The sequence below is a fragment of the Blautia faecis genome, from assembly GCF_027662325.1.
GTDB classification, from domain to species: Bacteria; Bacillota; Clostridia; order Lachnospirales; family Lachnospiraceae; genus Blautia_A; species Blautia_A faecis.
The window spans coordinates 1-24,266 of sequence record NZ_JAQDKY010000049.1 but is presented as its reverse complement, the minus strand read 5'-3'; the positions used below and the strand labels follow the sequence as shown (position 1 = coordinate 24,266).

The 24,266-nt window shown below is 41.6% G+C and carries 22 protein-coding genes and 2 pseudogenes; 4 read left to right on the top strand and 20 right to left on the bottom strand.

Annotated elements, in window-relative coordinates:
- Positions 1 to 104 precede the first annotated feature (104 nt).
- From PGQ38_RS17045 to PGQ38_RS17030, 4 genes are all read right to left on the bottom strand, one after another.
- Positions 105 to 1,529 (bottom strand): alpha-L-fucosidase, encoded by a 1,425-nt coding sequence (locus tag PGQ38_RS17045; protein ID WP_270432779.1) that lies wholly within the window; start codon positions 1,527 to 1,529, stop codon positions 105 to 107.
- A 16-nt stretch (positions 1,530 to 1,545) separates the two neighbouring features.
- A complete protein-coding gene (locus PGQ38_RS17040) occupies positions 1,546 to 2,373 on the bottom strand; it encodes a carbohydrate ABC transporter permease (RefSeq protein WP_118578099.1) in 828 nt (275 codons plus the stop codon).
- Positions 2,374 to 2,384: 11 nt separating this feature from the next.
- A complete protein-coding gene (locus PGQ38_RS17035; protein WP_148462043.1) occupies positions 2,385 to 3,266 on the bottom strand; it encodes a carbohydrate ABC transporter permease in 882 nt (293 codons plus the stop codon).
- Between the two features lie 151 nt (positions 3,267 to 3,417).
- On the bottom strand, positions 3,418 to 4,764 hold the full coding sequence (locus PGQ38_RS17030) for a carbohydrate ABC transporter substrate-binding protein (protein ID WP_118578097.1): 1,347 nt from the start codon (positions 4,762 to 4,764) through the stop codon (positions 3,418 to 3,420).
- A gap of 274 nt (positions 4,765 to 5,038) precedes the next feature.
- Here PGQ38_RS17030 and PGQ38_RS17025 point away from each other — a divergent pair, with 274 nt between their 5' ends.
- The 4 genes and pseudogenes from PGQ38_RS17025 (at position 5,039) to PGQ38_RS17015 (ending at position 10,505) form a co-directional block, all read left to right on the top strand.
- Complete coding sequence (locus tag PGQ38_RS17025) at positions 5,039 to 6,808, top strand: sensor histidine kinase (RefSeq protein WP_270432774.1); 1,770 nt, start codon at positions 5,039 to 5,041, stop codon at positions 6,806 to 6,808.
- Positions 6,789 to 6,905 (top strand): annotated as a pseudogene (locus tag PGQ38_RS20900) (DUF6783 domain-containing protein); the annotation flags it as partial. The gene PGQ38_RS17025 and the pseudogene PGQ38_RS20900, both read left to right, overlap by 20 nt.
- A 15-nt stretch (positions 6,906 to 6,920) precedes the next feature.
- Positions 6,921 to 8,099 carry a response regulator transcription factor gene (locus PGQ38_RS17020; RefSeq protein ID WP_270432771.1) on the top strand — a complete coding sequence of 393 codons (1,179 nt, stop codon included), beginning with the start codon at positions 6,921 to 6,923 and terminating at the stop codon, positions 8,097 to 8,099.
- Positions 8,100 to 8,126: 27 nt separating this feature from the next.
- Positions 8,127 to 10,505, top strand: a complete 2,379-nt coding sequence (locus tag PGQ38_RS17015) for a glycoside hydrolase family 95 protein (protein WP_270432768.1) — start codon at positions 8,127 to 8,129, stop codon at positions 10,503 to 10,505.
- A gap of 57 nt (positions 10,506 to 10,562) precedes the next feature.
- Here PGQ38_RS17015 and PGQ38_RS17010 read toward each other — a convergent pair whose 3' ends face one another.
- The 16 genes and pseudogenes from PGQ38_RS17010 to PGQ38_RS16935 form a co-directional block, all read right to left on the bottom strand.
- A complete protein-coding gene (locus PGQ38_RS17010) occupies positions 10,563 to 10,844 on the bottom strand; it encodes a transposase (protein ID WP_270432782.1) in 282 nt (93 codons plus the stop codon).
- A 123-nt stretch (positions 10,845 to 10,967) separates the two neighbouring features.
- Positions 10,968 to 12,632, bottom strand: a complete 1,665-nt coding sequence (locus tag PGQ38_RS17005) for a dicarboxylate/amino acid:cation symporter (RefSeq protein WP_270432766.1) — start codon at positions 12,630 to 12,632, stop codon at positions 10,968 to 10,970.
- Positions 12,633 to 12,742: 110 nt separating this feature from the next.
- Positions 12,743 to 12,958, bottom strand: a complete 216-nt coding sequence (locus tag PGQ38_RS17000; protein ID WP_195991016.1) for a nucleotidyltransferase family protein — start codon at positions 12,956 to 12,958, stop codon at positions 12,743 to 12,745.
- A 42-nt stretch (positions 12,959 to 13,000) separates the two neighbouring features.
- A complete protein-coding gene (locus PGQ38_RS16995; protein WP_148462038.1) occupies positions 13,001 to 13,585 on the bottom strand; it encodes a sugar O-acetyltransferase in 585 nt (194 codons plus the stop codon).
- A 37-nt stretch (positions 13,586 to 13,622) separates the two neighbouring features.
- A complete protein-coding gene (locus tag PGQ38_RS16990) occupies positions 13,623 to 14,093 on the bottom strand; it encodes a GNAT family N-acetyltransferase (protein ID WP_148462037.1) in 471 nt (156 codons plus the stop codon).
- Positions 14,094 to 14,178: 85 nt separating this feature from the next.
- The gene (locus PGQ38_RS16985; protein WP_118578117.1) at positions 14,179 to 14,625 is read right to left on the bottom strand and encodes a flavodoxin family protein; all 447 of its coding nucleotides are present in this window, start codon (positions 14,623 to 14,625) and stop codon (positions 14,179 to 14,181) included.
- Positions 14,626 to 14,975: 350 nt separating this feature from the next.
- The gene (locus PGQ38_RS16980; RefSeq protein ID WP_270432764.1) at positions 14,976 to 15,956 is read right to left on the bottom strand and encodes a leucine-rich repeat domain-containing protein; all 981 of its coding nucleotides are present in this window, start codon (positions 15,954 to 15,956) and stop codon (positions 14,976 to 14,978) included.
- A 245-nt stretch (positions 15,957 to 16,201) separates the two neighbouring features.
- Positions 16,202 to 17,050, bottom strand: coding sequence for a DegV family protein (locus PGQ38_RS16975; protein ID WP_270432761.1), 849 nt, complete (start codon positions 17,048 to 17,050; stop codon positions 16,202 to 16,204).
- A 21-nt stretch (positions 17,051 to 17,071) separates the two neighbouring features.
- Complete coding sequence (locus PGQ38_RS16970) at positions 17,072 to 17,827, bottom strand: YoaP domain-containing protein (protein ID WP_187564821.1); 756 nt, start codon at positions 17,825 to 17,827, stop codon at positions 17,072 to 17,074.
- A gap of 45 nt (positions 17,828 to 17,872) precedes the next feature.
- Positions 17,873 to 18,078: pseudogene (locus PGQ38_RS20205) on the bottom strand (amidase); the annotation flags it as partial.
- Positions 18,079 to 18,258: 180 nt separating this feature from the next.
- Positions 18,259 to 19,308: an FUSC family protein gene (locus PGQ38_RS16960; protein ID WP_173717784.1), complete on the bottom strand. Its 1,050-nt coding sequence runs from the start codon at positions 19,306 to 19,308 to the stop codon at positions 18,259 to 18,261.
- A gap of 80 nt (positions 19,309 to 19,388) precedes the next feature.
- Entirely contained in the window at positions 19,389 to 20,108 is a 720-nt protein-coding gene (locus tag PGQ38_RS16955) for a response regulator (RefSeq protein ID WP_118578082.1), read from the bottom strand.
- Entirely contained in the window at positions 20,101 to 21,738 is a 1,638-nt protein-coding gene (locus PGQ38_RS16950; RefSeq protein ID WP_243271359.1) for an ATP-binding protein, read from the bottom strand. The genes PGQ38_RS16955 and PGQ38_RS16950 overlap by 8 nt, the downstream gene beginning before the upstream one ends.
- A 38-nt stretch (positions 21,739 to 21,776) precedes the next feature.
- Positions 21,777 to 22,052: a hypothetical protein gene (locus tag PGQ38_RS16945; protein WP_173735588.1), complete on the bottom strand. Its 276-nt coding sequence runs from the start codon at positions 22,050 to 22,052 to the stop codon at positions 21,777 to 21,779.
- A 38-nt stretch (positions 22,053 to 22,090) separates the two neighbouring features.
- Entirely contained in the window at positions 22,091 to 22,738 is a 648-nt protein-coding gene (locus PGQ38_RS16940) for a potassium channel family protein (RefSeq protein ID WP_173735587.1), read from the bottom strand.
- 18 nt (positions 22,739 to 22,756) lie between these two features.
- Positions 22,757 to 24,094: a TrkH family potassium uptake protein gene (locus PGQ38_RS16935; protein WP_270432753.1), complete on the bottom strand. Its 1,338-nt coding sequence runs from the start codon at positions 24,092 to 24,094 to the stop codon at positions 22,757 to 22,759.
- Positions 24,095 to 24,266: the final 172 nt, after the last annotated feature.

Here is a 24,266-nt window from a genome sequence, read left to right as displayed (position 1 = left end):
TTAAGAGGAAAATACCCTTTAGGATGATTTCTACTCCTAAAGGGTATTTTTATAAATAATTATTTATTTAATTTATGAAATAATATAAAACAATACTTAACTGCTCAGGTATTTTCCGGATAAATCCCAATAAACGTTAGAAGCGGAAGTACACGGAAATCATGTAAAACAATTTTCATTTCCCTGGCTTTTTTCCCCTTAACAGGAATGATCTTCTGATAGCCAATTACCGTTCCTGTGTAAATACTGTTCCATATTTCCCCTTCTTTAACAAATACCTCATATTTTTCCACTCTCTGGCTATAGCAGACAGCCTCTTTTAATACCAGATACCCCAAATTGTATGAGTCGTCCAGGCAAATCGTTATCTCTACTGGCAGCTCACTGCTTTCAGGCTGATACCATGCTTCTAAAGTATCCTTTGTCAAATTGGAAGCCGGATGCGCCGGATCTTCATTTTCCGAAAAAACATGTGCTGTACTCATTAAATTATGAGCAAAAGATTTCTTTTTCCAACTTCCAAATTCTTCCAGACGTTTAACATCATTTTTATGAAGAAGTCCGTTTGGCATAGGTGGAATGTTTAACAAAAAGGTTGCATTTCCTCCAACAGCCCCAATATAGATATGAACCAGCTCTTCCAGACTTTTCACCTGATCATCTTCTTCTGGATGATAAAACCATCCAGGTCTTATAGAAGTATTTACTTCTGCCGGATACCAGATCAGATCCGTTTCACCTTCAAGCGCTTTTCTGCTTCCAAGATCTTCCATATCACTGGTAATCCGGCGCATTCTGAATTCCTCATCATCGGTCTGCTGGCTTCTTTCCTGTACACTCTCTGCAAGTGCTGTACGCGCAGGAACAACACTCCACTCAGATTTTCTTACATCGCCAGCTTCATTTCCACACCATCGGATATCTGGCCCGCACACACAGATACATGCGTCTGGCTGATATTTTCGAACACATTCGTAATAGCGATTCCAGTCATAGACCTGTTTTTTCCCATTAGGTCCTTCCCCACAGGCACCATCCAGCCAGACACTGAAGATTTCCCCGTATCTGGTAAGAAGCTCTGTAAGCTGGGACAGGTAGTAATCGTCATACTCTTTTCCCGTTCCATAGCAGGGCTGGTTTCGATCCCATGGAGAAAGATAAATTCCAAATTTCAGTCCATGGCGGCGGCATGCTTCGGACACTTCCCGGACCACATCTCCCCTGCCATTTTTCCACGGGCTTGCTGCAACGCTGTGACTGGTATATCTGGTAGGCCACAGGCAGAAGCCGTCATGGTGCTTACAGGTAAGGATTACGCCTTTCATGCCGGCATTTTGTGCTGCAGTCACCCACTGGTCTGCGTCAAACTCTGTAGGATTAAAAATTTGTGGATTTTCCGTTCCATCTCCCCATTCCCGATTGGTATACGTATTCATTCCAAAATGAAAAAACGCATAAAACTCTGTTGCCTGATAGGCAATCTGGCGGCAGGAGGGAACTATTTTTATTAATTCCTGATCAGTTGGCATATGATTTCTCCTTTTTTCATCCCTTCAACCCGCCTGCACCGATTCCCTGAAGCAGATATCTCTGTCCAATGAGATAGATAATAATTGTTGGGATCATAACGATTACAAGTCCGGCAAACAGGGCACCCCAGTCTGTAGCATATTTCTGCACCTCAAACAAGTTTGCCATACCGATGGGAAGGGTTTTCTTTGCATCTTCCGTAAGAAGAACAAGTGCCAGTGGATATTCATTCCAGAAGCCCATGGCACTTAACATCGTAATGGTCGCAATCCCGGGTTTTGCAAGAGGCACCATAACTCTTAACAACAGCTGGATATTAGTAGCACCGTCAATTCTTGCAGACTCCTCATAATCCCTTGGTACCGCAGACATAAATCCCTGTAAGGTAAAAATACAGAAAGGAAACTGCATAACTGCATAAACAAGACATAATACCGGCAGGTTATTTAATCCGTTCACAGCCTGTAATTCCAGAAACAAAGGAATCATAATGTAAGTAGCCTGCAGAAAAATACAAGCCATGTAGACCGTAGAAATCAGCCTGCTGCCCACAAAACGGTATCTTGCCAGTACATAAGAGATGGGAATGACCAAAAGCAGAAGCAATACAGTGGAAAGCACTGTCACAAATATGGAATTTCCAAAATAAGCGGCAATATTTGCTTTCTGCCATGCTGCCACAAAATTATCCAGATTCAAAGCTGCGGGCAATGCATAAGGATCTGTCAGATATTCTGCATTTGTCTTAAACGCAGACATCAGGTTCCAGAAAAGCGGATACAAAAAGATAACGGTAAACAGAATCATCAGGATTCTGATACACCAGGTTCTTACAGTTTTCATCAGTCTCCCTCCTATTCTTTTTCAGATGATATTTTTTTAGAAATCATTGCAAGGACGATTGCAAGGCCAAGGGTAAACATGGCGATTGCCATGGCATATCCAAAGTTGGCATTTCTCATACCCTGGGTGTACATATACTGCAACAGGACACTGGATGCGCCGTTAGGTCCACCACCTGTCATAACATTGGACAGGGTAAAACTTAAGTTGATAGTACCAGACAGGGAAAGTATATAGGTCGTTCCAATTGATCTGCGAAGCAACGGAATGGTGATCTTAAAGAACTTCTGCACTCCTGTTGCACCGTCAATGGAAGCAGCTTCATAAACCTCCTGGGAAATCCCATCAATGGAAGCCACATGCATGACCATGTAATAACCAATGGCCTGCCAAACCAATGCTGCACCGATACACCAGAGAGCCGTTTTTCCCTCTCCAAGCCATGCGTGTTTCCAGGTGGAAAGATGGAACAGATCCAGCATATGATTCAGAATTCCTCTTGTGGGATTAAACACAAAGGACCACACAATACCAACTACAGTCATGGAAACAATACTTGGGAAAAAGAATACGGTCCGGTAAAATGACTTTTCCTTAAGCTGTCCCTGAGTAAGGATAAATGCAAATACAAGACTTAGAAATATGGTCACAGCCGGGATTACCAGCATCAGCTTAAGAGTATTAAACAGTGCCTGAAGAAAATCCTTATCCTGGAACATATACCTGTAATTATCCAAAAATACAAATTTGCTGTTAAAGCCTACGCTAAGTGCAGTGGAACTGGTAAAAGACAGATAAATGGCATTTACCATAGGGACAATCATAAAAACAATGGTTAAGATCAATGCAGGAAGCGTACACAGGGCTATAAATAATCTGGGCTTTTTTACCACGCTTGCTCACCTCTTTAAATTTAAATATTGAAAAATGTGGATGACATCACCGATTGGCAATCTATCTGTTCAGGGTTACAAAAGGCTGCCGCATACACTGTGCAGCAGCCTTTCCATGCTTTACCGTTTTTATCCGGCTGGCATATGAAGTTTAGTTGGCAGCTTCCATATCAGCACGAACCTGTGCGAAAGCAGCTTCCACGTTCTGTGCCCACTCTTCTACTGTCATTTCATCGTTCATAACAGAAGTGATCGGATTGAAGATCTCATCTTTCGGGTTGATCTTGCAGTCAGCCGGAACTGCTGCAAAGCTCATGATCAGGGAAGAAGCATTTGCCTCTTCGTAGATTCCGTACATATTATAGATTGCAGTAGACAGCTTATCTTTTGCTACTTCACGGGCACTCTTGGTAGCATAGAGGGCACCGGAAGCCTCTGCAAATGCAGATACGGATTCATCGCTGTACAGGAAACGAAGGAATTCTTTTGCAAGCTCCGGATTCTTTGCAGCAGCCGGAATGGAGAACTGCTCACAGCTGTCGAATACATAATGCACATCATCTGCGTTCTCAGTTGGGATCGGGGCCATTGCAAACTCAAAGCCTTCTTCTCTTGGAGCATCCTGCATCTCATTTTCCATCCAGGTTCCGTTCGTGATAAATGCAGCTTTTCCAAGCATCATCTCTGTCTGGGACTCTGTATGGTTCATACCTACAGTACCCTCTAACAGATAACCTTTCTCTGCAATTTCTTTGATATGGGTAAGAGCCTTTAACACACCTTCGTTGTTGAAGGAACCTTCCTCATAATTGGCAATCTTGGTAAGAGCTTCCTCACCGCACTCATTTGCAATTGCCGGCCAGAGCATTTCTTCCATGTATCCCGGATAAATTCCCTGATAGGTGAAAAGCGCACGTCCGTCAATATCCTTTAAGGTATCGCCAAGTGTGAAAAACTCGTCCCATGTTTTTGGAACTTCCAGATTGTTCTCATCGAAAAAGGTCTTGTTGTAGATCAGACCCTGCGGACCACTGTTAAATGGTGCCAGATAAATTTCATCGTCTCCGTATGGTGCACACTTTGTACTGGAAAGAATTCCGTCTGTAATGTCATCGCGAAGAGTACCGGTTCCAGCATAGTTTTCTCCGTCAAATACATCGTCCAGGTTTAAAAGCGCATGCTCTTTGATCAGGGAAAGGATTACGCCGTCCTCACCACCATCGTTGAGGCAGATAAAATCCGGTGCATTTCCGGCTACAATCTGTGGACGGATAATATCACCAATAGTCGGGCTGATCGTCATATTTACCTTCACGCCCTCATGGCTTGCTTCAAAAAGCTCTACCATCTGATTCCAGTAAGCATCTCCGTATCCACCCTGGAAAATGGCAATGTTCAGTTCCTGTTCTTCTGCTTCCGCAAATGTTGTGAGCGGAGAAAGTACAGTAGCTGCGCTCATGGCAAGAATCATTGCGGATGCTGCAAATCTTTTTTTCATATGGTGTTTCCTCCTTCTGGTTGGCTGTTTTATTACGTTTGCCTGATGATGCTATTATATTGCGAAAATCTTTTGTCGTAAATTAATAAAACGATTCTCGTTATGGAGCATTTTCTTGTAAATAATATCTGATATGGATTTTCTTGCGGCATATATGTATTATTTTTTCATCTTTTGCTTTTACATAGATTATTCTGTTTTTTTCCTGTATAATGAATGAAAATAATAATATTTTGACAGATACCCGTCATGGCCAGTAACAGGAGGAGCCTCCATGGAAAAAAAATATCATTTTCAGGGATTTCGTAAATTCAGCATCAAAACAAGACTTGTAATTGCCCTTCTGATGATTTCTATTATACCATTGGTAGGAATCAGCGGCTATTCTTTTCATATATTTTCCGCGGCACTTCAGGAGAAGCTTTCTGCATCTATTTCCCAGACCCTGTCCATGATCAATCTGAATATGGTAAGTGAGATTGAGAAATACCAGTATCTGTGTGGTTCCATCTGTATTAGTGAAGAGATTAAAAAAGGTCTTCTAAAAAAAGACATGACAGATATGGAGAAGAATCAGGCGATGCTTGAGATTCAAAACATGATCCGCAATAAAATCATCTATCCTGCCCAGGCAAAAAATATTACTGTCTATGATACCGATGGAAATATTTTTTATGATCTGGGCTATGACGGGTTCTATCAGGAAGATGTGGACCGGATCCTGTCGCAGCTTGAAGAGCAGGACCAGGATGTGTGGGCTTATGTACATACTTACCGTGACAGAAATATTCTGGTTCTTGGAAGAAGGATTTACGAGCATTATTCCAAAAGCCGGGTAATTGGATACACTCTGATTTCTATTGAAGAAAAAATCTTTTCCAAGACAGTACTGGAGCCTGTGGGACTGTCAGATTCTTCCAATATTATGTATATGAATCTGGATGGAACGGTGCTCTCTTCCTGGAACCGAAGTATAGCCCTGGGGGAGAAAACTGGCGATGAGCTTCTGAAAAAAATCCAGGAAAAGCTTCCAAAGAAAACAAGTTCCTTTAGCATCCAGGAGGATGGGGAGGATCAGCTGGTAACCTATATTTTTAATAAAAATCTGAATCAGCTGTTTGTATATACCATGCCTTACCATTATATCAATTCAGAGGTTTATGCCATGCTGAAACATATTCTTGTGGTGGTAGTATTTCTGGTTTTACTGTGCATCGTAATTGTAGCCATGGTATATCAGGGAATTATGTCTCCTATTAAAAGAATGCTGGAATTCTGCTGTGAGGTTTCCGAAGGAAAATTATCTGTGCGTATTCAGGACAAGCATAAGGATGAACTCTCCCGGCTTTCCGGCAGCATGGATCATATGGCAGATACCATCGAACATCTGATGGATCAGCAGAAGTCCCAGGAAAAGAAAAAAAGAGAGCTGGAGCTGCAGATGCTTCAGTATCAGCTAAATCCTCATTTCCTTTTCAATACTCTGAACAGTCTTCGGTTTGTGGCTGCCATGCATAAGGATCAGATTGTAAGCGACGGAATCCAGGCGCTAAGCAGTCTTTTACAGAATACCCTTACCAATAAGAATGAATATATTACGATTCAGGAGGAACTGGAAAATCTGGAAAATTATTTTTCCATTCTTAGGATCCGGTATGCAGGAAGCTTTGAATATTCTTTCCATGTGGAGGAGGATGAGCAGCTCTCCTGCCTGGTTCCAAAGCTGATTCTGCAGCCCCTGGCAGAAAACTCGGTAATGCACGGTTCGTCAGATAATGGCACGGTGATGAAGATTCAGATTACCTGCTGGCGGGAAAATGAGGATGTAATGATCGAACTGTCTGATGACGGCAAAGGCTTTGAGGTGACAGATGACGCCCTGGCGCCTCACCCGGAGCGGAAAAGGATTGGCGTCGCCAATGTAAATGACCGGATCCAGCTGAATTTCGGACGAAAATACGGGCTGAAAATTAACAGCCAGCCTGGGCACGGAACTACTTGTACCCTGACCCTGCCGGAGCTTTATGCGGATACGCTTTCATAAAATACACAACTGGAGCCTGTTTGAAAAATCATTCCCGCAATCTCCCACAAATTGTGACGCACATCTTGCAGAAAGCCTTTTTCAAACACACTCTAGTCAGAAAGGACGATACATGTACAGTATACTGATTGTGGATGATGAGCCCATTGTAAAAATTGCACTTCGTTCCATCCTGCCCTGGGAGGAGCATGGCTTTTCTATTTGCGGAACGGCATCAAATGGACTTGAAGCACTGCCTTTGATCGAACAGCATCATCCGGATGTGATCATCACAGACCTGAAAATGCCTGAGATGGACGGGCTGGAGCTGATTCGGACTTTAAAGGAAAAGAATTGTCCGGGAGAAATTCTGGTGCTTAGCAATTACGAGGATTTTGATTCTGTGCGAAGTGCACTGCTGCTTGGTGCGGCAGATTATCTGCTGAAAATTAAGATCCAGCCAGATACCCTTCTTGCCTGTCTGAATAAAACGGTAGAAAAATTAAAGGACAGAGCGCCCAGGCATTGGGAAACTGAAAAAAAGGATCAGGAAGAGAATATATCAAAGCTGCTGCTGGAATTTTTCCAGAAGGATGTAAAGCTTTCAGATTTTATGGGACAGCATGCTAAAACCAGACTTGCATTTATGGAAGACTCCTGTGCCGTCTGCTATGTAACCTTTGAGAAGTTTTTATCTAATGAAGCATTTTCCATCTCCGGGAGTCTTCTGCGGGATATGATCCTGGATGCGGTTCAGGGAGTGTTGCAGCCCTATATTCTGGTTCTGAACGATTATAGCGCACTGGTTATTTTTTCCCAAACGGAGCTGTCCGGCAGTGAAATTAAGGTGGAACAGTTGGTAAAAAAGCTATACAATCGTTTTACCATGTACCAGTCCTTTGCACCGGATATGCCCTATCAGGAGATGCTGAAAAATTACGAGGAAGCGCGAAGTGTGTTCCGGGAATTTTCCTCTAATGAGGGACACTATAAAACTGATGTTGCAAAAACTCTGGAGTATATGGAGAAAAATTACATGTACAGGCTGACCTTGTCTTCTATTTCTGCAAACGTAAATTTAAGCTCCAGTTATCTGTGCAGGATTTTTAAATCTGAGGTCGGCACAAGCATTACCAACTATCTGAATAATCTGCGGATACGCAAAGCCGCAACCTTGATCAAGGAAAATACCATGTCCATGAAAGAGATTTCTTCCATGGTAGGAATTGACGATCAGCTTTATTTCAGCAGGCTGTTTAAGAAATGCATGGGAATTTCGCCATCAGAATATGGAAAGAAGTATCATCAGTAGGCAAATCATAATGAAAGGAATAAATATATGGAATTGTATTTTAAAAATCCGGCAAAATGCTGGCTGGAGGGATTTCCACTGGGAAATGGACGAATGGGAGCGGTTATTCACGGAGCTTTGGATCATGAGGTGTTACAGTTAAATGAAGACACCTTATGGTCAGGCTCCCCTTACAGCGGACAGACCGGACTTTCCCCTGAAGTAGTGAAGCAGGCCAGGGAGCTTGCAAAAGCAGGGAAATATGAAGAAGCAAAACAGGTTATGGAAAAGAAGCTGGAAGAAGCTGAGGATGTACAGGTTTATCTGCCCTTTGGAGATCTGCTTCTGGATTTTGTGGAGGATAATTATGGTGCTGATGGAGATACAGTTGCAGGTGCTTCGCCAGATTCAGATACAGCTGTGACAGATTATGAGAGACATTTGGATTTAGACAGGGCTGTGGCGTCTGAGTGCTATGTGAGAAATGGAGCTAAGTTTACACGTACCTGCTTTATCAGCGCACCGGCTCAGGGACTTGTGTATCAGATTAATAGCAGCCGGCCATTTTCTATTTTGGTCCACTGTGACGGAACCTTTATCCGTGAGAAAGATTATAAGGAAAATCATTTCACGCTTACCGGAATCTGTCCGGGAAGAAGCGGACTGAAGGTTATTAAGGAAAATAAACCGGAAGAGTTCCTTTTCCCGGACGAACCAGAGCTTCAGGGTGTACACTTTATAGGAGAAGGGTGCGTAACTGCAGAAGGTGGAAGAGCTACTGGATCTGCTGATGGAATTCTATTGGAGCATGTAACTGGGGTGGAAATCCGTATGGCAATCCGTACCAGCTTCCGGGGATTTGACAAAGCATATACTGAGCAATATTCCGATGCCCAAATTCGTCATATGCTGGCTGCCGATTTAGAAAAACTTTCAAAACCATTTGAAGAGCTGCTGAACGAGCACGTAGAGGAATACAGGTCTTTTTATGGGAGAACTTCATTGAGACTGTGGGATGATGTACAGAAGATTTCTGCTGAAACTTCTCAGTATGATCTGCGAGAGCGTCTTGCCGCATTTCATGAGGGCGCATCTGACCCGGAGCTTTATGCAATCCTGTTTGCTTTCGGAAAATATTTGCTCATCTCATCTTCCAGACCAGGGACCCAGGCTGCCAATCTGCAGGGAATCTGGAGCAATGATATTATTCCACCATGGTTCAGTGATTTCACCGTAAATATCAATACCGAAATGAATTACTGGATGACAGGACCCCTGAATCTTGCCAAAATGCAGGAACCACTGGTAAATCTTTGCAAAGCGCTGGTTAAAAATGGACAGAAAACCGCCAGAGAACTGCTTAACTGTGAAGGAACTGCCTGTTTTCACAACACGGATATCTGGGGTAAAACTTCTCCTGCAACAGGAAAGGCGGTGTGGGCGTTCTGGCCTTTTGGGGAGGCATGGCTCTGCCGAAATCTATTCGACCAGTACTTATTTACAGAAGATAAAGAGTATTTGAAGGAAATCATGCCTATACTTGAGGAAAATGTGCGGTTCTGTCTGGCTCAGCTTCAGGAAACAGATCAGGGACTTGCCATCTGTCCCGCCACCTCACCGGAAAATCTATTTTATGAGGATTGTTCCGTAGCAGAATACAGTGAAAACACCCTGGCCATTGCAAGAAATCTGTTTCGAGATTATGTGAAGGGCTGTGAAGTGCTTGGCTTGCAGAATCAGATAATGTGTGATGTACTGGAAGCGCTGGAGCGCATGGTACCTACTGCTATTGGAAGCAAGGGACAGATTCTGGAATGGAACCAGGAATTTCCAGAACAGGATGTGCATCATCGCCATGTTTCTCATCTTTATGAGCTTCATCCTGGCTGCGGCATTACTCCACAGACACCAGAATTATATAAAGCAGTGAGAAAGAGTCTTGAACTTCGGGGGGATGAGGGAACCGGATGGAGTCTGGCTTGGAAGGTTCTGATGTGGGCCCGTATGGAAGATGGCGCTCATGTGGAGAAAATTATGAAAAACCTGTTTTATGTAGTAGATCCAATGGAAGAAATGGGAATACGAAGAGGTGGTATCTATCCCAATTTATTTTGTGCCCACCCACCGTTCCAGATTGATGGAAATTTAGGTTACAGTGCTGCGGTTGCCGAGATCCTGGTTCAAAGCCAGGGAGAGGAGCTTGTCCTTCTCCCTGCGCTCCCACCCTCCTGGAGAAATGGGGAAGCCACGGGGTTCATTGCCCGCGGAAACATCCGCGTGGATCTTAAATGGAAGGGGAAGAATGTCACCTACACCTTAACTCCTGCTCATGACACCACTTTACGTCTCCGCGTCGGAAAAGGGGACGTGAGGGGCTATTCACTGCGTGGGGGCGTGGCATACGAAGGAAATGGGATGCTAAGCTGAGGAAGAACTTTGTGAGAGCAGACGGTTTTCCGCCCGTCTTATTCGCCTGTTTATTCGTTACTCTGGAAAGCGCCCTTCGTACATAATACTCAGTTCACCATACACCTGTGCCCAGTTCCGGATCGTACTGGTCCATCTCTTGGTAACTTCAAATGTGGCAAGATACAGTGCCTTTAATAGAGCTGTATCGCTTGGAAATACGCTTCTCTGGCGATTCAGTTTCCGGTAGGTAGAATTCAGGGATTCAATGGTATTTGTAGTATAAATCACCGTCCTGACCGTCGTCGAAAATTTAAAAATTGGAGAAATTCTATGCGTTGTTTTCTCATATTTGCAGATAACGCCAATCATCTAAACTAATTAAATATATTATAAGCAAGTGCATGTACCTGACATAAACCATGGATTTGCATGTAGCTTCTATACGAAAGCTTAATACCTATTTTTTATAGTTTCTTCAATCTAACTCATATATTTTTCCATATCAAGCTTCTTTTCTGATTTTGCAACAATTAGGGATGCTGTCACATCGCCCAGGCTGTTGCTCATTGCACGCATCATTCCAAGCAGAGAGTCCAGTCCCATGACCAGTCCGATTCCTGCAAGCGGAACATTCAACTGTGTCAGAAGTACAGACAGGCATACAAGCCCCGCTCCTGGAACTCCTGGCGCACCTACAGAAAGAACAAACACGGAGAAAAACATAGACAGCATCATTCCACCGTTGATATCAACACCGAAAACTCTTGCCAGTGCCATGCCAAATATCACCAGATATATACAGGTTCCGTCCATATTTACCGTTGCCCCCAGGGGAATAGACAGGGAATAGATTTTCTTTGATATACCAAGTTTATTCTCGCAGGCATCCATGTTCACAATGATCGCCGCATTACTGGAAGCCATGCCGAACACCTGAAGCATTGTGGGACTGTATTTTTTCAAAAAGGGAATCGGATTCAAACGGCCGATTACTCCAAGTAATATACAATATACAGTGATCATCGCCACGATTCCTACTGCAAAAGTTCCCAGCATGGCCAGCATGGACAACAGCACATCCGGTCCTGTCTTTAATACAACCGATACAATGGAGCAAAAGGTTGCAACAGGTATGAAGCGTACCAGCATCACTGTAATCTTCAGGAACAGGTCATTGCATGCTTCGAATATATCCTTTAATAATCTGGAATGCTCCCCGATCTTCTCTAATGCAATTCCAATCAGAACTGCCAAAAAGATGAGCTGCATCATGTTGGAATCTAAAAACGGTTTTACAAAGTTTGCCGGAATGATTCCTACAATTGTATCCTTGATTGAAATACTTACATCCGAAACCGACACCGCAGCTGCATCTCCAGCCAGTTTTGCCGCAAGCTCTGGATTACCTGGCTTCAATAATTCAAACACACCTGTTGCCGTAAGAATTGCCAGAACCGTGGTAAGCAGGTAAAAGCCCATGACTTTTCCACCAATACGTCCGGCTTCTTTCAGATCTCCAAATTGGGAAATGCAGCATGCTATGGAGAAAAATACTACCGGGCCTACAATCATCTTCAAAGCATTCAGGAACATTGTGCTGATAGATGTAAAAATAGTATTGTTCAGTGCTTCGTTCACGCCTGAAGGTACAAACACTTTCATCAATACACCTATTACGATTGCAGCTATTAAAGCCAGCATTGTATGTAATACCATGGCATGGGGATTTTTCTGTACTGTAATTTCTACCAGGTTCATGTTGTTCTTGTTTTTATAGCTCAGTCTTTCTTCATTCGCCTTGAGAAGGACATCCCGGATTATTTTTTCTTCTTTTTCCTGTACGCTCTGAAGATCATCATTTTCCTGGTCCAGTACTTCTTCTATGGTATGACCATAAATAAACTGGAATTTCTCACCACGGAGTGACAGATTCACATATACCCTGCCAAACCTTTTATTCAAAATAATGCAGATATTTTCATCAGGGTCTTTGGCATGCTCCCTTAATTTCACCAATACTTCCTCTACTAAAAGCATTGTCTTTATGGTCTGCTTTTTCTCTATGCCAAACTCTTCCAGACCTTCTTTGATAAACTCTATTCCCGCTTTTGTATGCTTCTGCTCTACCAGCAATCTTTTGCTCATAGTTCTATTAATCCCTCCTAACCCTAAAATCTTTTATTTACAGTTTTTGATTCCACTTGACGTCATATAAGTTCCTACCAATACCGATATAACTGCAATAATACCGGAAATCAAATCGGTGCGTGAAGTTCTCCCATTTCTGATAAAATCGTCCGGACCTGTTCAGCATCATGAACAGAGATCATTAAATCAATATCATGAAATTCTGAAAGAATCCCTTTAAAGTACAGCAGCATAGATGCGCCTAAAGCCCACTCTATATTTGCCTCATTAAATCGATGTGCAATTTTCTGTAGTAATTCAATTTTCTTCTGTATTTCAGGCATAATATCTCCCACTTGTATATTTATCTGGATAAAACATGTTTGTTACTGATTCCTACAGACCACTCTGCAAGGACTGCCTACAGCAATCACATTGTCGGGAATATTTTTTGTTACAACACTGCCGGCTCCAATCACAACATTATTCCCGATGGTAACGCCCGGTAAAATAATAGCTCCGCCACCAATCCATACATTATTTCCAATGATAACTGGTGCTGTTTGTGTTTTACAAAATTCAAATGATCCGTCTTCTTTAGGTATCCCGAAGCGATCTATGGCATTTGTCGGATGAAATGCCGTATAAATCTGTACATTCGGTGCAATTAAGGCATTATCACCGATACGAATTATATTGTCATCAAGAAAGGTACAATTCATATTTACTTCACAGTTATTTCCGAAGTAGATATTATTACCATAGTCAACGTAAAAAGGAGCCGTTATCCATAAGTTTTTGCCTTTTCCGCCAAGAAGTTCATTCAGAATTCGTTCTTTTTCATCTGCATCCGCAGAATTCATCTGATTATAATCTCTTACCAGATCTTTTGCCTTATGCCATTGTGTCAGCAGTTCCGCATCTCCACAATCGTACAGTTCTCCTGCCAGCATTTTTTCTCTTTCAGTCATAGGTACCTCCATCTGATATCCAAACCACATTGTTTTTTTATAATATGTATTCCATTTGTCTTTCTTTTGTTCGCATTCCCATTTTCTCATAAAACTTTTCTGCTGAAGTATTTCCTGTCCATACATTCAATGTCACTTCATAGCAGCCCAGCTGCTTTGCTTCGTTTTTTACATATTCAAACAGGCTTTCACCAATATGCTGACCTCGTGCTTCCTGATCAATACACAGATCATCAATAAAAAGAGATTTAAATGGAACCATATTGTTTGAAAAAGGCTGCTCCCGTAATTGACAAAATGCATACCCTACGCAAACATCAGCCTCATTTACTGCAACATATATTGGTGTTTCTTTATTCTTCAAAATCTCTCTCAATTCGTCTATGGTATATTTTGTTGTACCCGGAATAAAAATATCAGGTCTTATATCTGCATGAATTTGCAGCACCTGTTTTAATAACTCTAGAATTCTCGGAATGTCTTTTTCTTTTGCGTCTCTGATCATCATTTTCGCTCTCCTTTTAACAGATTGATTTATCCGCATTTTCCCTCGCCAATCACAATATTTCTATTTCCAAAATAAGGAGATACCATCAACAATGTTTTATCTGGCATCCTCTTACAAACTCAACTGCATTTTTAATATCTTCATCATCTGGATGCCCTTTTGCAATTCCACCAACCAGTTTAAATGGACCAAATGTGTCATAACCCTTGCATCCGAATTTTCCGATCACCTTAGAATGCTTCTTACTCAAAATCTGCTCTATGGATTTATAGTTTGCATTTCCACCATAAGTACAAATCAGAAATACCTTTTTGTTGTCTGGTAAGTTTTTCTCCGCAAATCCCAATAATGATTGATGAAATTTCGAAAAATAGATTCCCGATGCAAAACCAATCATATCATAGCTGCTCAGATCTGCATTTGGCTGCTTTACAGCATCAATTAAACTGAACTGACACTCGTCTGCTATGCGCTTTACTAATTTTTCTGTATTTCCATGATGCACAGATGCATATACGATTGCTTTTCTCATTTGTTTTCCTTTCTGATAAAGTAAAGCGGACATTCCAGGTCCGCTTTGCTACTTGCTCATGAACGCAGTCGCTTCGTGACCTGTGTTCAAATTATCGAAGCTCCTATGTGTATGATGTCTTTATATTATCATATATAGCTTAACTATTCTATATTCTTCGGATTAAAATAACCTGTTTTTGCAGACATTTGAGTATGCAAATCAGAAAAAGATCCCTTTGCAAAGCGAATGGCTAAAACGCCTCCACTTTACTGGGATCTTTTCATGCATACAATATCAATGTACCTTGACGGTTAATCAGATTTTCCTGTCAAGCGGATATTCCAGGTCCGCTTCGCTACTTGATTCGGTTAAATACCATATTCACCAACTATGCCATCAATATCCGGCATTGGATCATCCGACAGCTGGCAGCTGCCCTTCTGTACCTGGGATTTATTTACAATTATATATGCACTGGCAAACTTCTGAGTCACAAGCTGCAGCTGTTCATCAGTAGTATCCTCTGGCACCATGATAGTAACTGTGCTGTTCTGTAAGTTCATCCAGTCTGCTTCCATTACATCTGGATCAATCCCTTCCAGACAAATTGTTTCGATTCCTGTCAGCATTGCAAATGCTGTCATATTAAGATTCTCAACTCCGCTGCGAATGTGTATTTCCTTCAAATCTTCACATCCGATAAATGCACAACTGTCAATATTCTTCGCATTCACACAGAACTGCTCCAAACCTGTAGCTCCAAAACACTGTACCCCGATTCTGTTTACCTTTCCCTTCCACCATACGGTCTTCAAATTCTTACAGTAATTAAACAGGTAATTATCCATCTCTCCAACCCCGTTCACAAAAATCACTGTTTTCAATCCCTTACATTCCTCAAATAAACCTTTATTCGTATTTTCCAGAGGTGCATAACAAATCACAGTTTCCAGATCATGGCAGTGGGTAAAAGCACTGTCCTCTATAGACTTCAATGTCTCCGGCAGAATCAGACAGCGCATTGGCAGCCACTCGCCTTCTTTCTGATTGGTTGCCATATCCGAAAGCACATAATCTCTTGCACATTCAAAAGCATTATAAGAAATATTTTCTACCGGCACACCACCAATCGTACGCGGTATAATAACATCCACAGATGTTCCGATATACGCAGTAATCGTTCTGCTGTCTTCATCAAACTCAAAATCCTCTTCCGGTAATGCTACATAAGGCATCTCTGTCAGGCACTCCACGGCTTCTGCCGAAACAGTTTCTTCTGCCCTTATCGGCACCGCAATTCCTGCCAGTATTGCGATTGCAATCACCACAGTCAATATCCTTTTCTTCATTCTGCTGCCCCCTTTCCACAATCAATATTATGAAATCTTTACATTATCAGAATATAGTAAAAGAATTTCATTGTCACTATCATTACAGCCAGTAAAATTATTTTTAATCCAATAATTTTCCTTCACGATATGACCTGATTCCAAAGAATACTGCTTATTCTAAGAAGGCGCTTCCCCTTTGCGACCATGCATGTATGCTGATCGGGCAAATAGCTCGTTATTTCCTTTCAATCCACGCGCATTCCTTATTTTGCAATATACAAAACACCTAATGTACCAGGTCCACAATGGCTTGATATCACACCACCTGCCCTTGTTTCCAATATCTCATCAAAAACGTCTAGTTCTTCCAGATAAGCCCGCACTTTCTCTACAGTTTCCTGTTTGCAGCCAGAATGTGTTATAAATACACGTTCTGGTCTCGCATTTTTTAAATCTTTTTCCATATCTTTAACATAGTCCATGATAACAGAATCAATTTTTCCCCGGTATTTCTTAGAAGCATTCATAGCGCCATTTTCTACTACAATCCTGGGGTGCAGTTTTAAAACACCGCCGGCCATAGCCGCTACTGCATTGCAGCGTCCACCACGGTATAAATAGGTAAGGGTATCTACCACAAAGCTTGCTCTCACATTTGGTTTTAACCGCTCTATCTCAGAAACAATCTGGGAAGCTGTCCGGTTATTCTTTGCCATAATTGCAGCCTCTATTACAAGAAGACCGATGCCTGTAGAAAGGTTTGCAGAATCGATTACCTTTATCCTGTCAGAAGCCCCCAGCTCTTCAGCAGCAAGGCGCATCACATTTCCAGAGGTGGACATACCTGCTGAAATAGAAAAGCAGACAATTTCCCTTCCAGCCTCTACATATGGGCGAAAAAGCTCCATGGCATCTGCCAGGGCAGGAGCAGAAGTTTTAGGCGTTGTCTTATTTGCGTCAGACCAGGTATAAATCTGATCCGGGGTAATGTTTTTTCCATCCCCATATTCTTTATCACCCAGAAGAATATGAAGTGGAAGAATGTCAATCTCGTATTTTCTCAATAATTCCTGCGAAAGGTCGCAGGTACTGTCTGAAATAATTTTTACCATATTCGTTTCTCCTCTGCCAACTCATTTTCTATCAGATTCCCGGCCTGCAAGAGCCAGAAATTTTTTATCAGACTGTATTCCCTGTGTCAGAAACCTTCCATCTCTGAATAGCGCATACGTTGTCACCGGTGCCGGAACGTTCTGTGCAGCTTCTCTGCTTGTAACATGAATTACCTTTAAAGAAATATTGTGTTCTTTTGCCACTTCCACTACACGAGGCACCCAGTAACAGGTAAAAGGACATTGATCTGTATAATAGAGAACAAATCCTTCCTCTTCTACTTTCGGGTGTCTTGCACATTCTTTGAATTTTGACGGCTCAGTATCTGTGTCAAATGGTAAATACATAAGATTGATTCCGCAGTCCGAAGTATCTGCAACAGAAAATCCCTTAAATTTTAAATATTTCGGGTCTGCCAGAAATTCTTTTTTTCGTCCTTCTGAAGACAGAATACAGACTCCCTTTTTCTCTTGTTCTTTTGCATCACGAATGCATTCATTCAGCAAATCATTGGAATAGCCGTGTCCTTTCATGGAACCGGAAACCCATAAGCAGTTAATGTATATATATCCGTCTGCATCAATGGGCACCCAGGCATTCTCAGCAGGAATATATTCAATAAAACACTTTCCGCGCTCTGCACTCCGATAAAAAACCAATCCTTCTTCAAAACGCTGTTTTAACCACTCTTTTTTTACGATACTGTTTTTTCCTGACATAGCACAGCAGATATGTTCCTTGTCAATGTTTTCTTTTGTAATTCTAATATAATGCATAATATCACCTTTCCCAGATATCATGATTGCTTAAATAACCTTGATCTAACACGCTTTCATAGCTTCCAGAGCCAGTTCATGACTCTCTGGCGTTACTCCTGCGCAACAGAGCGAATCTACAATGATTGGCACTTCCGGCAAAAATGGCTTCCAAAGGTAGTTTTATCAATGGGACCAGATTCCAGAAGCTCTGCAATCTCCTCCCTGATTTCCCAACCATAGGTACCGCGGATGCAATGCTCTACAGGAAGCCATATGAAATACGGCATGTTTTCTAAAAAGCCTATTTAAGCTAACTATATCACGTTATTGAGATTTCGTATACTGCAATAGGCTGATTTCAGCGTATATATTTTTGAAATTTTATATTTTCTATTGCATAAAAATAAGCCATTCAGTCAGAATTGCATCCAACCAAATGGCTACTTATATCAGTTTTCTCCTGCCATTTTTTTTGACATACCCAAATAAAACACAGCGCAAAATACCAGAGCAAACACAACACCAAATACATTCTGAATCACCCTGAGACTGACTGCACCCTTTAATCCATAACTCTCTGCAGCGATAGCCAAAGCGCCAAATGTATTAAATACAGCCTGCCAGCCATATTTTGCGGAAAATCCTACACCGATTCCGCCAAGGATTCCTATATATGCATAGATGGATGACGGAAGCAGGAAATACAATGCTGTAAAACAAAGAACTCCTGCAATATTTCCCACAATTCTTTTCTTCACTCTGTACTGCATGTCTTCCATAAACGGTAAGATCGCTGACATAGCTGCAATACCTGCCCACATTGCACGTGGCATTTTAAAAAGCTCTGCAATACAAAGTACAGCCGGTACACACAGGATCTGGCATAACTGCCATTTTGTCCTGGAAGAAGAGAGATCAAATTCCTGCAGTACATCCTGTATCTTTCTTTTATAAACCCGGTTTCTGTGATTCCGATAAAATACCAGACAGGTAAGTACAGCTCCTGCTGCCATTCCCACCAGTCTCATCTCATAGCTTTTCCCTGTTACGTCATATCCATACAGCAACAGATATCCAAGAACGAGTGTGGACTGATTAAACATAAATGGATTATGACAGCCGAACAGAATCAGCACTGCCAATGCAGCAATATTTAACAGCATTCCCGGTACCGGGGAAAGCTGATTTGCCAGATGTGGACACACAGTCATAACTGCGAAAAACAAAGCCAGAAGTATGGTAGACTGTCCGGTATGGATTCCGAGATCGGCATTTCGAAATACCATAAGACATAATAAGACAACGACACCTACAATACTGTTCTCATTTCCAAGCAGAATGCTGAAAATAGTAACAAATAAAAAACAAAACGCCATTGTGACCGCTACCTTCGCCATATATACAAACAGATGATAGATTTTTTCTTTTGCGGTCTCACTTTTTTTCAGCAGGTCTTTTGAACCTGCCTGATTCAACTGAAGTTCCTGATAAAATGTCATATAGCACCTCCCGTTTTTATGCAAATAGGCATTTTATCACAAACAGGAAGGTAATTCAAGAATGATTTTTAAGGAAATAATTACCTGGCCAGACTATTGCTTTCAATTCTGATCATACGATATCCGATTCCAATATGCGTCTGGATATATTGCACACCATTTTTTTCTGGTTCCAGTTTTTTTCGAAGTGTTGCCATAAAAACGCGGAGGGAAGCAATATCATTTTCAGAACACTGTCCCCAGATCTGCTGGGTAATAAATGTATGTGTCAATACTTTTCCCACATTACGGGATAAAAGGCAGAGCAGCTTATACTCAATAGGAGTCAGATGTAATTCTTCACCCTTCAGATATGCACAGCCAGCCGAATAATCGATCTCTAATTCACCATTTTTAAAAACAGAGGTTTCCTGCTGTTCTCCGGTCTGCGTTATTGCAAGTCTCCTTTGCGTAACACGAATACGCGCAAGCAATTCCTCCACGGAAAACGGTTTTGTAATATAATCATCTGCACCAGCGTCCAGTGCTTCAATTTTATCTGTATCCTCACTTCTGGCACTGATCACAATAATCGGCATGTTCGACCAGGTACGGATTTTCTTTATTACCTCTACCCCTTCCATATCTGGAAGCCCGAGATCAAGAAGAACAATATCCGGATGATGAGAGGAAGCTTCCAGAATGGCCGAAGAACCATTCTCTGCTGCCAGATATTTATAGTCATGTGTTTTTAGCGTCGTAATGATCAGATTTCTTATAGGTCTGTCATCCTCAACCACCAGAATTAATGTTTTATTCATTCAATGTCACCTCACTTAAAGGTAAAGTAAAAGTAAAATTACATCCATGGGGATCATGGTCCGTCAGAATCAGGGTTCCGTCATGGGCTTCTATAATAGAGTGACAAAGCGCCAGCCCCAGTCCCAGACTTCGGTGACTATCCGCAACTGTTGTTTTGCCGGTATAAAACATCTGGAAAATATGCGGCTTCATTTCTTCCGGAATCCCAGGTCCATTATCCTCCACGCTTATCTGCGCTTTTCCATCTGTTTTAGTTCCCCGGATGCTGATTACAGTACCTGGCGGCGTATATTTTATGGCATTGTCAATTAAATTTACCAGAACCTGTATAATAAGGCGGACATCCATACGTGCAAGAACAAGTTCTTCACAGTCAGTTACGATTTTATAATCGTCATGCTTCCGGCTGATATGCCGCAGAGCCTCTGCGATCACCTCATCAAGCAGCTGATCTGTAAATTTGAATTTCAGTCTTCCATCATTTAGCCTGGTAATGGAAAGCAGATTCTCCACAACTCCGATCAGCCATTCAGAATCATCATAAATGTCCGTATAGATCTGATGCTTTGTAGCTTCATCCAGCCGTTCACTGTTGCTAAGAAGCATGTCTGCATTGCCTGAAATGGAGCAAAGGGGAGTTCGAAGATCATGGGAAATTGCCCGAAGAAGATCTGCCCGCAACTGTTCGTTTTTTGCTATCACTGCATTTTTCTCTTTTTCCATGGCATTTTGTGCGTTTTCCATTGCAAGTGCACATTCATTTATCACGGACAGCAGGATACTGTATTCAAAAGAGTCCAGTGTTTCTTTCTGCAGCGGTATTCCTATTACTCCATAAACATTGTTCCCGCTCCGGATTGCCAGATATAAGCATTTGGCCTGTGGAAAATGATGTGTGGATGCACCGGCACGCTGTCTGTTTTCATAGGCCCATCTGGCTATCTTCAGTTCTTCAGGTGTTAAAAAATCTTCCGCGTCCTCTTTTTCCTCTCCAGAGAAAAGCTTCCCTTCTGATAATGCTCCATTTTCTACTACATATGCTGTAATATTACGATTCAGCAGGCGAAGGAGCTGTGTACAGGTAACATCAAGAATCTCTATCTCTCCTTTTGCTTTCTGCAGCAAACGGTCTGTATCAAACAAAATCTGTGTACGAAAAGCAAGCTGTGCAGAAAGCTTTGCATGTGTTTTCAGCTTTGCCGCAAGTGCCCCTGTAAGTACGGATGAAATTAGCATTATGAGAAAGGTCACCGGATAACCCACTGCATAGGTCTGAAAAGACATCCTTGGTTCTGTCAGAAAAAAGCAAAATAAAAAGACACTTAAGAAAGAACCGGCTACACTGCATAGATAACCATCTGTCACAATGGAAGTAAGCAAAACCCCCAGAATGTATATGGTTACAATATTCGTGTCCGTGAAATCCAGCTTCTGAAACAGCAGACCAATCAAAGTACATACTGCAAATATAAAAACTGTCAGAAAATAATCCTTTGCAGACGGTTTTTCCATATACCATGTAAATGACCGTTTCTGATAGTTTCCTGTTTTGACCGTATCCGGAATAATATGGATATCAATATCCGGTTCATCTGTTTTTTTATTGTCCTCTTCAATTCCCAGACTCATCCTGCCAGTCCCCTTTTTCTGCCTTTTTTGCAATTATATCATGCGACTGTATTATGGTCAAAATTCTTTTTTTCATACCCGGACTGTCCATCAAAAATTATAATTTCAGCTTCCTTATATTCAATTTTACACTCATGAATCTCTCTTAACAATTCTTCATCTGAAAGAGTATTCAAAAACAATGTCTTCGATGACTGCTGTTTTTCTTCCATATTTTCCTGAATTTCGCCCCAAAACTGATCTGCTTTATTTGCAATATAAAATCCAAGTCCAAACATACAAAATACAGTAACTGCCAATATTCCTTCTGCCATTGTCTTCACCTCTATAGCAGCCTCTCCATAACAAATGACTATATTCGGAAACATTTCTGAAGGGCTCTGTATTCTCCTAACACCAGTAATTTATGATTCTCTTCAAAATACGTATCCGGTGAAATTGCAATACCAAATTCTCCTTCATTTTTTACTGCCAGAATATTAATATTGTAGCGTTTTCTGATATCCAGTTCTCCTACTGTTTTTCCAACCCATTCTTCCGGCACTTCCACTTCAAAAATCGCATGGGATGCATCCACCTCCATATAGTCGAGGATGTGATCATCTGTGTAACGGATCGAGGCCCACTTTGCAACCTGCTTTTCCGGGTAAACCACTTTATCCGCACCATTGCGCAAAAGGAATTTTTCCTGAACATCACGCTCAGCCCTGGATATCACCAGTTTCGCTCCCAGTTCTTTCAGAAGGGAAGTTGTTTCAAGAGAATTCTGAAAGCTTCCTCCAATGGTTACAAAACAGATATCGTAATTTCCTATTCCAAGGGAACGTAAAAATTCAGCATTGGTACTGTCACCAATCTGCGCATTGGTCACAAATGGTAATGCTTTATCTACTCTCTCCTCATTCCAGTCAACTGCCATAATTTCATGTCCCAGCTGATTCAGCTGCTTAGCAATATGTCTTCCAAATCTTCCAAGTCCAATAAGCAATACATTTTTCATAATTATATTTTCTCCTTCTTATCCAACTGTTATTTTCTCCAGAGGCAGTTTTGCATTTCCCCTGTTTCTTCCTGAAAGCACCGCATAAATCAGAGTCAGACCACCTACACGCCCCAAATACATCAGTATAATCAGCACAATTTGCGAAAACATATGAAGCTTCGGTGTAATTCCCAACGTGAGTCCTACTGTTCCCACAGCTGAAGCAGCTTCATACAGGCAGTCTAAAAGAGGAAGTTCTTCATATATACTGATTGCAAGTCCGCCGCAAAAAAATAACGTAAAATAAAGCATGGCGATTGTCGCCGCATTTTTTATCACATGGTATTCCAGCCTCCTGCCAAAAGCCCCTGCATTTTCCTGGCTTCGGAATGTGGCAATTGCATTTAACAAAAGAACTGTAAACGTTGTGGTTTTCATTCCACCAGCTGTAGAACCAGGTGAACCGCCAATCAGCATTAACAATATCATAACAGCTTTTGAGGCTTCACTCATCTTTGAAATATCAATCGTGTTAAATCCGGCAGTTCTTGTAGTTACCGATTGGAACGCCGCAGCTAATAAGCGATTCCCTGCGGATAGATTTTTTAAATCACAGGTGAAGAAAAAAATAATCGGAATTAAAATCAGGCATGCAGTAGTCACAAGGATAATCTTGCTTTGCATGCGATAACGTTTAAACTTCATTTTGTTGGTATAAATATCGTCCCAGGTGAGAAAACCGATTCCCCCTATGATGATCAGAAGCATAATCACTACATTTATAAGAACATTTGCAGAATACCCTGTCAGGGAAGGAAAAGGATTTGCAGATGTTCCCAGAATATCAAAGCCTGCATTACAAAAAGCGGAAATAGAATGAAAGACTGACAGCCAAATTCCCTTTCCTTTGTAATCCCATAAAAAAACCGGCAGCAGTAACACTGCCCCTGCAGCTTCAATCAAAAATGTCCCCTTTAAAATAAACCTTGTCAATCTGACGATTCCGCCAACCTTAGGCGCGGAAATCGCATCCTGCATGGTACTTCTCTGCATAAGGGATATTTTTTTACCGGAAAGAAGGGAAACAGATGCAGCCACCGTTACCACTCCCAGACCGCCTATTTGTATGAGTATAAGAATAATCGTCTGTCCTGCCAGAGACCAGTAGCTTCCGGTATCTTTTACTACAAGCCCGGTTACACATACCGCCGAAGTGGCTGTAAAAAGAGCCTCATGAAACGGAGTTGCTATTCTATCTACAGATGAAAATGGAAGCATTAAAAGAATGCTTCCCAAAAGGATCACTCCTGCAAATCCCAGAATTATTAGCTGAAAAGATGTCAGATGTTTTTTCTTATATGATTTTTCCGGCATAAATGATCAAAACTCCTTACGAATGATTACTTTTTTGTTGCACCCATTATATATAATTGCCTTTAAAGATGGTATAAGAGTATCTGATTCTGTATTAAGATTGTATAAAGATGTGTTTCCGCCATATTCAGCCTGAATTCGGTTGCCGTAGTAGAGTAGGCGGATGAAATTT

Coding starts and splice junctions, on each gene's coding strand:
- PGQ38_RS17025 (WP_270432774.1), top strand. CDS start 5,039: ATGGAAAAAAAATATCATTTTCAGGGATTTCGTAAATTCAGCATCAAA.
- PGQ38_RS16945 (WP_173735588.1), bottom strand. CDS start 22,052: ATGGCAGAAGGAATATTGGCAGTTACTGTATTTTGTATGTTTGGACTT.
- PGQ38_RS16940 (WP_173735587.1), bottom strand. CDS start 22,738: ATGAAAAATGTATTGCTTATTGGACTTGGAAGATTTGGAAGACATATT.
- PGQ38_RS17000 (WP_195991016.1), bottom strand. CDS start 12,958: ATGCCTGAAATACAGAAGAAAATTGAATTACTACAGAAAATTGCACAT.
- PGQ38_RS16970 (WP_187564821.1), bottom strand. CDS start 17,827: ATGCATTATATTAGAATTACAAAAGAAAACATTGACAAGGAACATATC.
- PGQ38_RS16995 (WP_148462038.1), bottom strand. CDS start 13,585: ATGACTGAAAGAGAAAAAATGCTGGCAGGAGAACTGTACGATTGTGGA.
- PGQ38_RS16950 (WP_243271359.1), bottom strand. CDS start 21,738: ATGAGTCTGGGAATTGAAGAGGACAATAAAAAAACAGATGAACCGGAT.
- PGQ38_RS16990 (WP_148462037.1), bottom strand. CDS start 14,093: ATGATGATCAGAGACGCAAAAGAAAAAGACATTCCGAGAATTCTAGAG.
- PGQ38_RS17015 (WP_270432768.1), top strand. CDS start 8,127: ATGGAATTGTATTTTAAAAATCCGGCAAAATGCTGGCTGGAGGGATTT.
- PGQ38_RS17005 (WP_270432766.1), bottom strand. CDS start 12,632: ATGAGCAAAAGATTGCTGGTAGAGCAGAAGCATACAAAAGCGGGAATA.
- PGQ38_RS16975 (WP_270432761.1), bottom strand. CDS start 17,050: ATGGTAAAAATTATTTCAGACAGTACCTGCGACCTTTCGCAGGAATTA.
- PGQ38_RS16935 (WP_270432753.1), bottom strand. CDS start 24,094: ATGCCGGAAAAATCATATAAGAAAAAACATCTGACATCTTTTCAGCTA.
- PGQ38_RS16960 (WP_173717784.1), bottom strand. CDS start 19,308: ATGACATTTTATCAGGAACTTCAGTTGAATCAGGCAGGTTCAAAAGAC.
- PGQ38_RS17045 (WP_270432779.1), bottom strand. CDS start 1,529: ATGCCAACTGATCAGGAATTAATAAAAATAGTTCCCTCCTGCCGCCAG.
- PGQ38_RS16955 (WP_118578082.1), bottom strand. CDS start 20,108: ATGAATAAAACATTAATTCTGGTGGTTGAGGATGACAGACCTATAAGA.
- PGQ38_RS16980 (WP_270432764.1), bottom strand. CDS start 15,956: ATGAAGAAAAGGATATTGACTGTGGTGATTGCAATCGCAATACTGGCA.
- PGQ38_RS17020 (WP_270432771.1), top strand. CDS start 6,921: ATGTACAGTATACTGATTGTGGATGATGAGCCCATTGTAAAAATTGCA.
- PGQ38_RS16985 (WP_118578117.1), bottom strand. CDS start 14,625: ATGAGAAAAGCAATCGTATATGCATCTGTGCATCATGGAAATACAGAA.
- PGQ38_RS17030 (WP_118578097.1), bottom strand. CDS start 4,764: ATGAAAAAAAGATTTGCAGCATCCGCAATGATTCTTGCCATGAGCGCA.
- PGQ38_RS17040 (WP_118578099.1), bottom strand. CDS start 2,373: ATGAAAACTGTAAGAACCTGGTGTATCAGAATCCTGATGATTCTGTTT.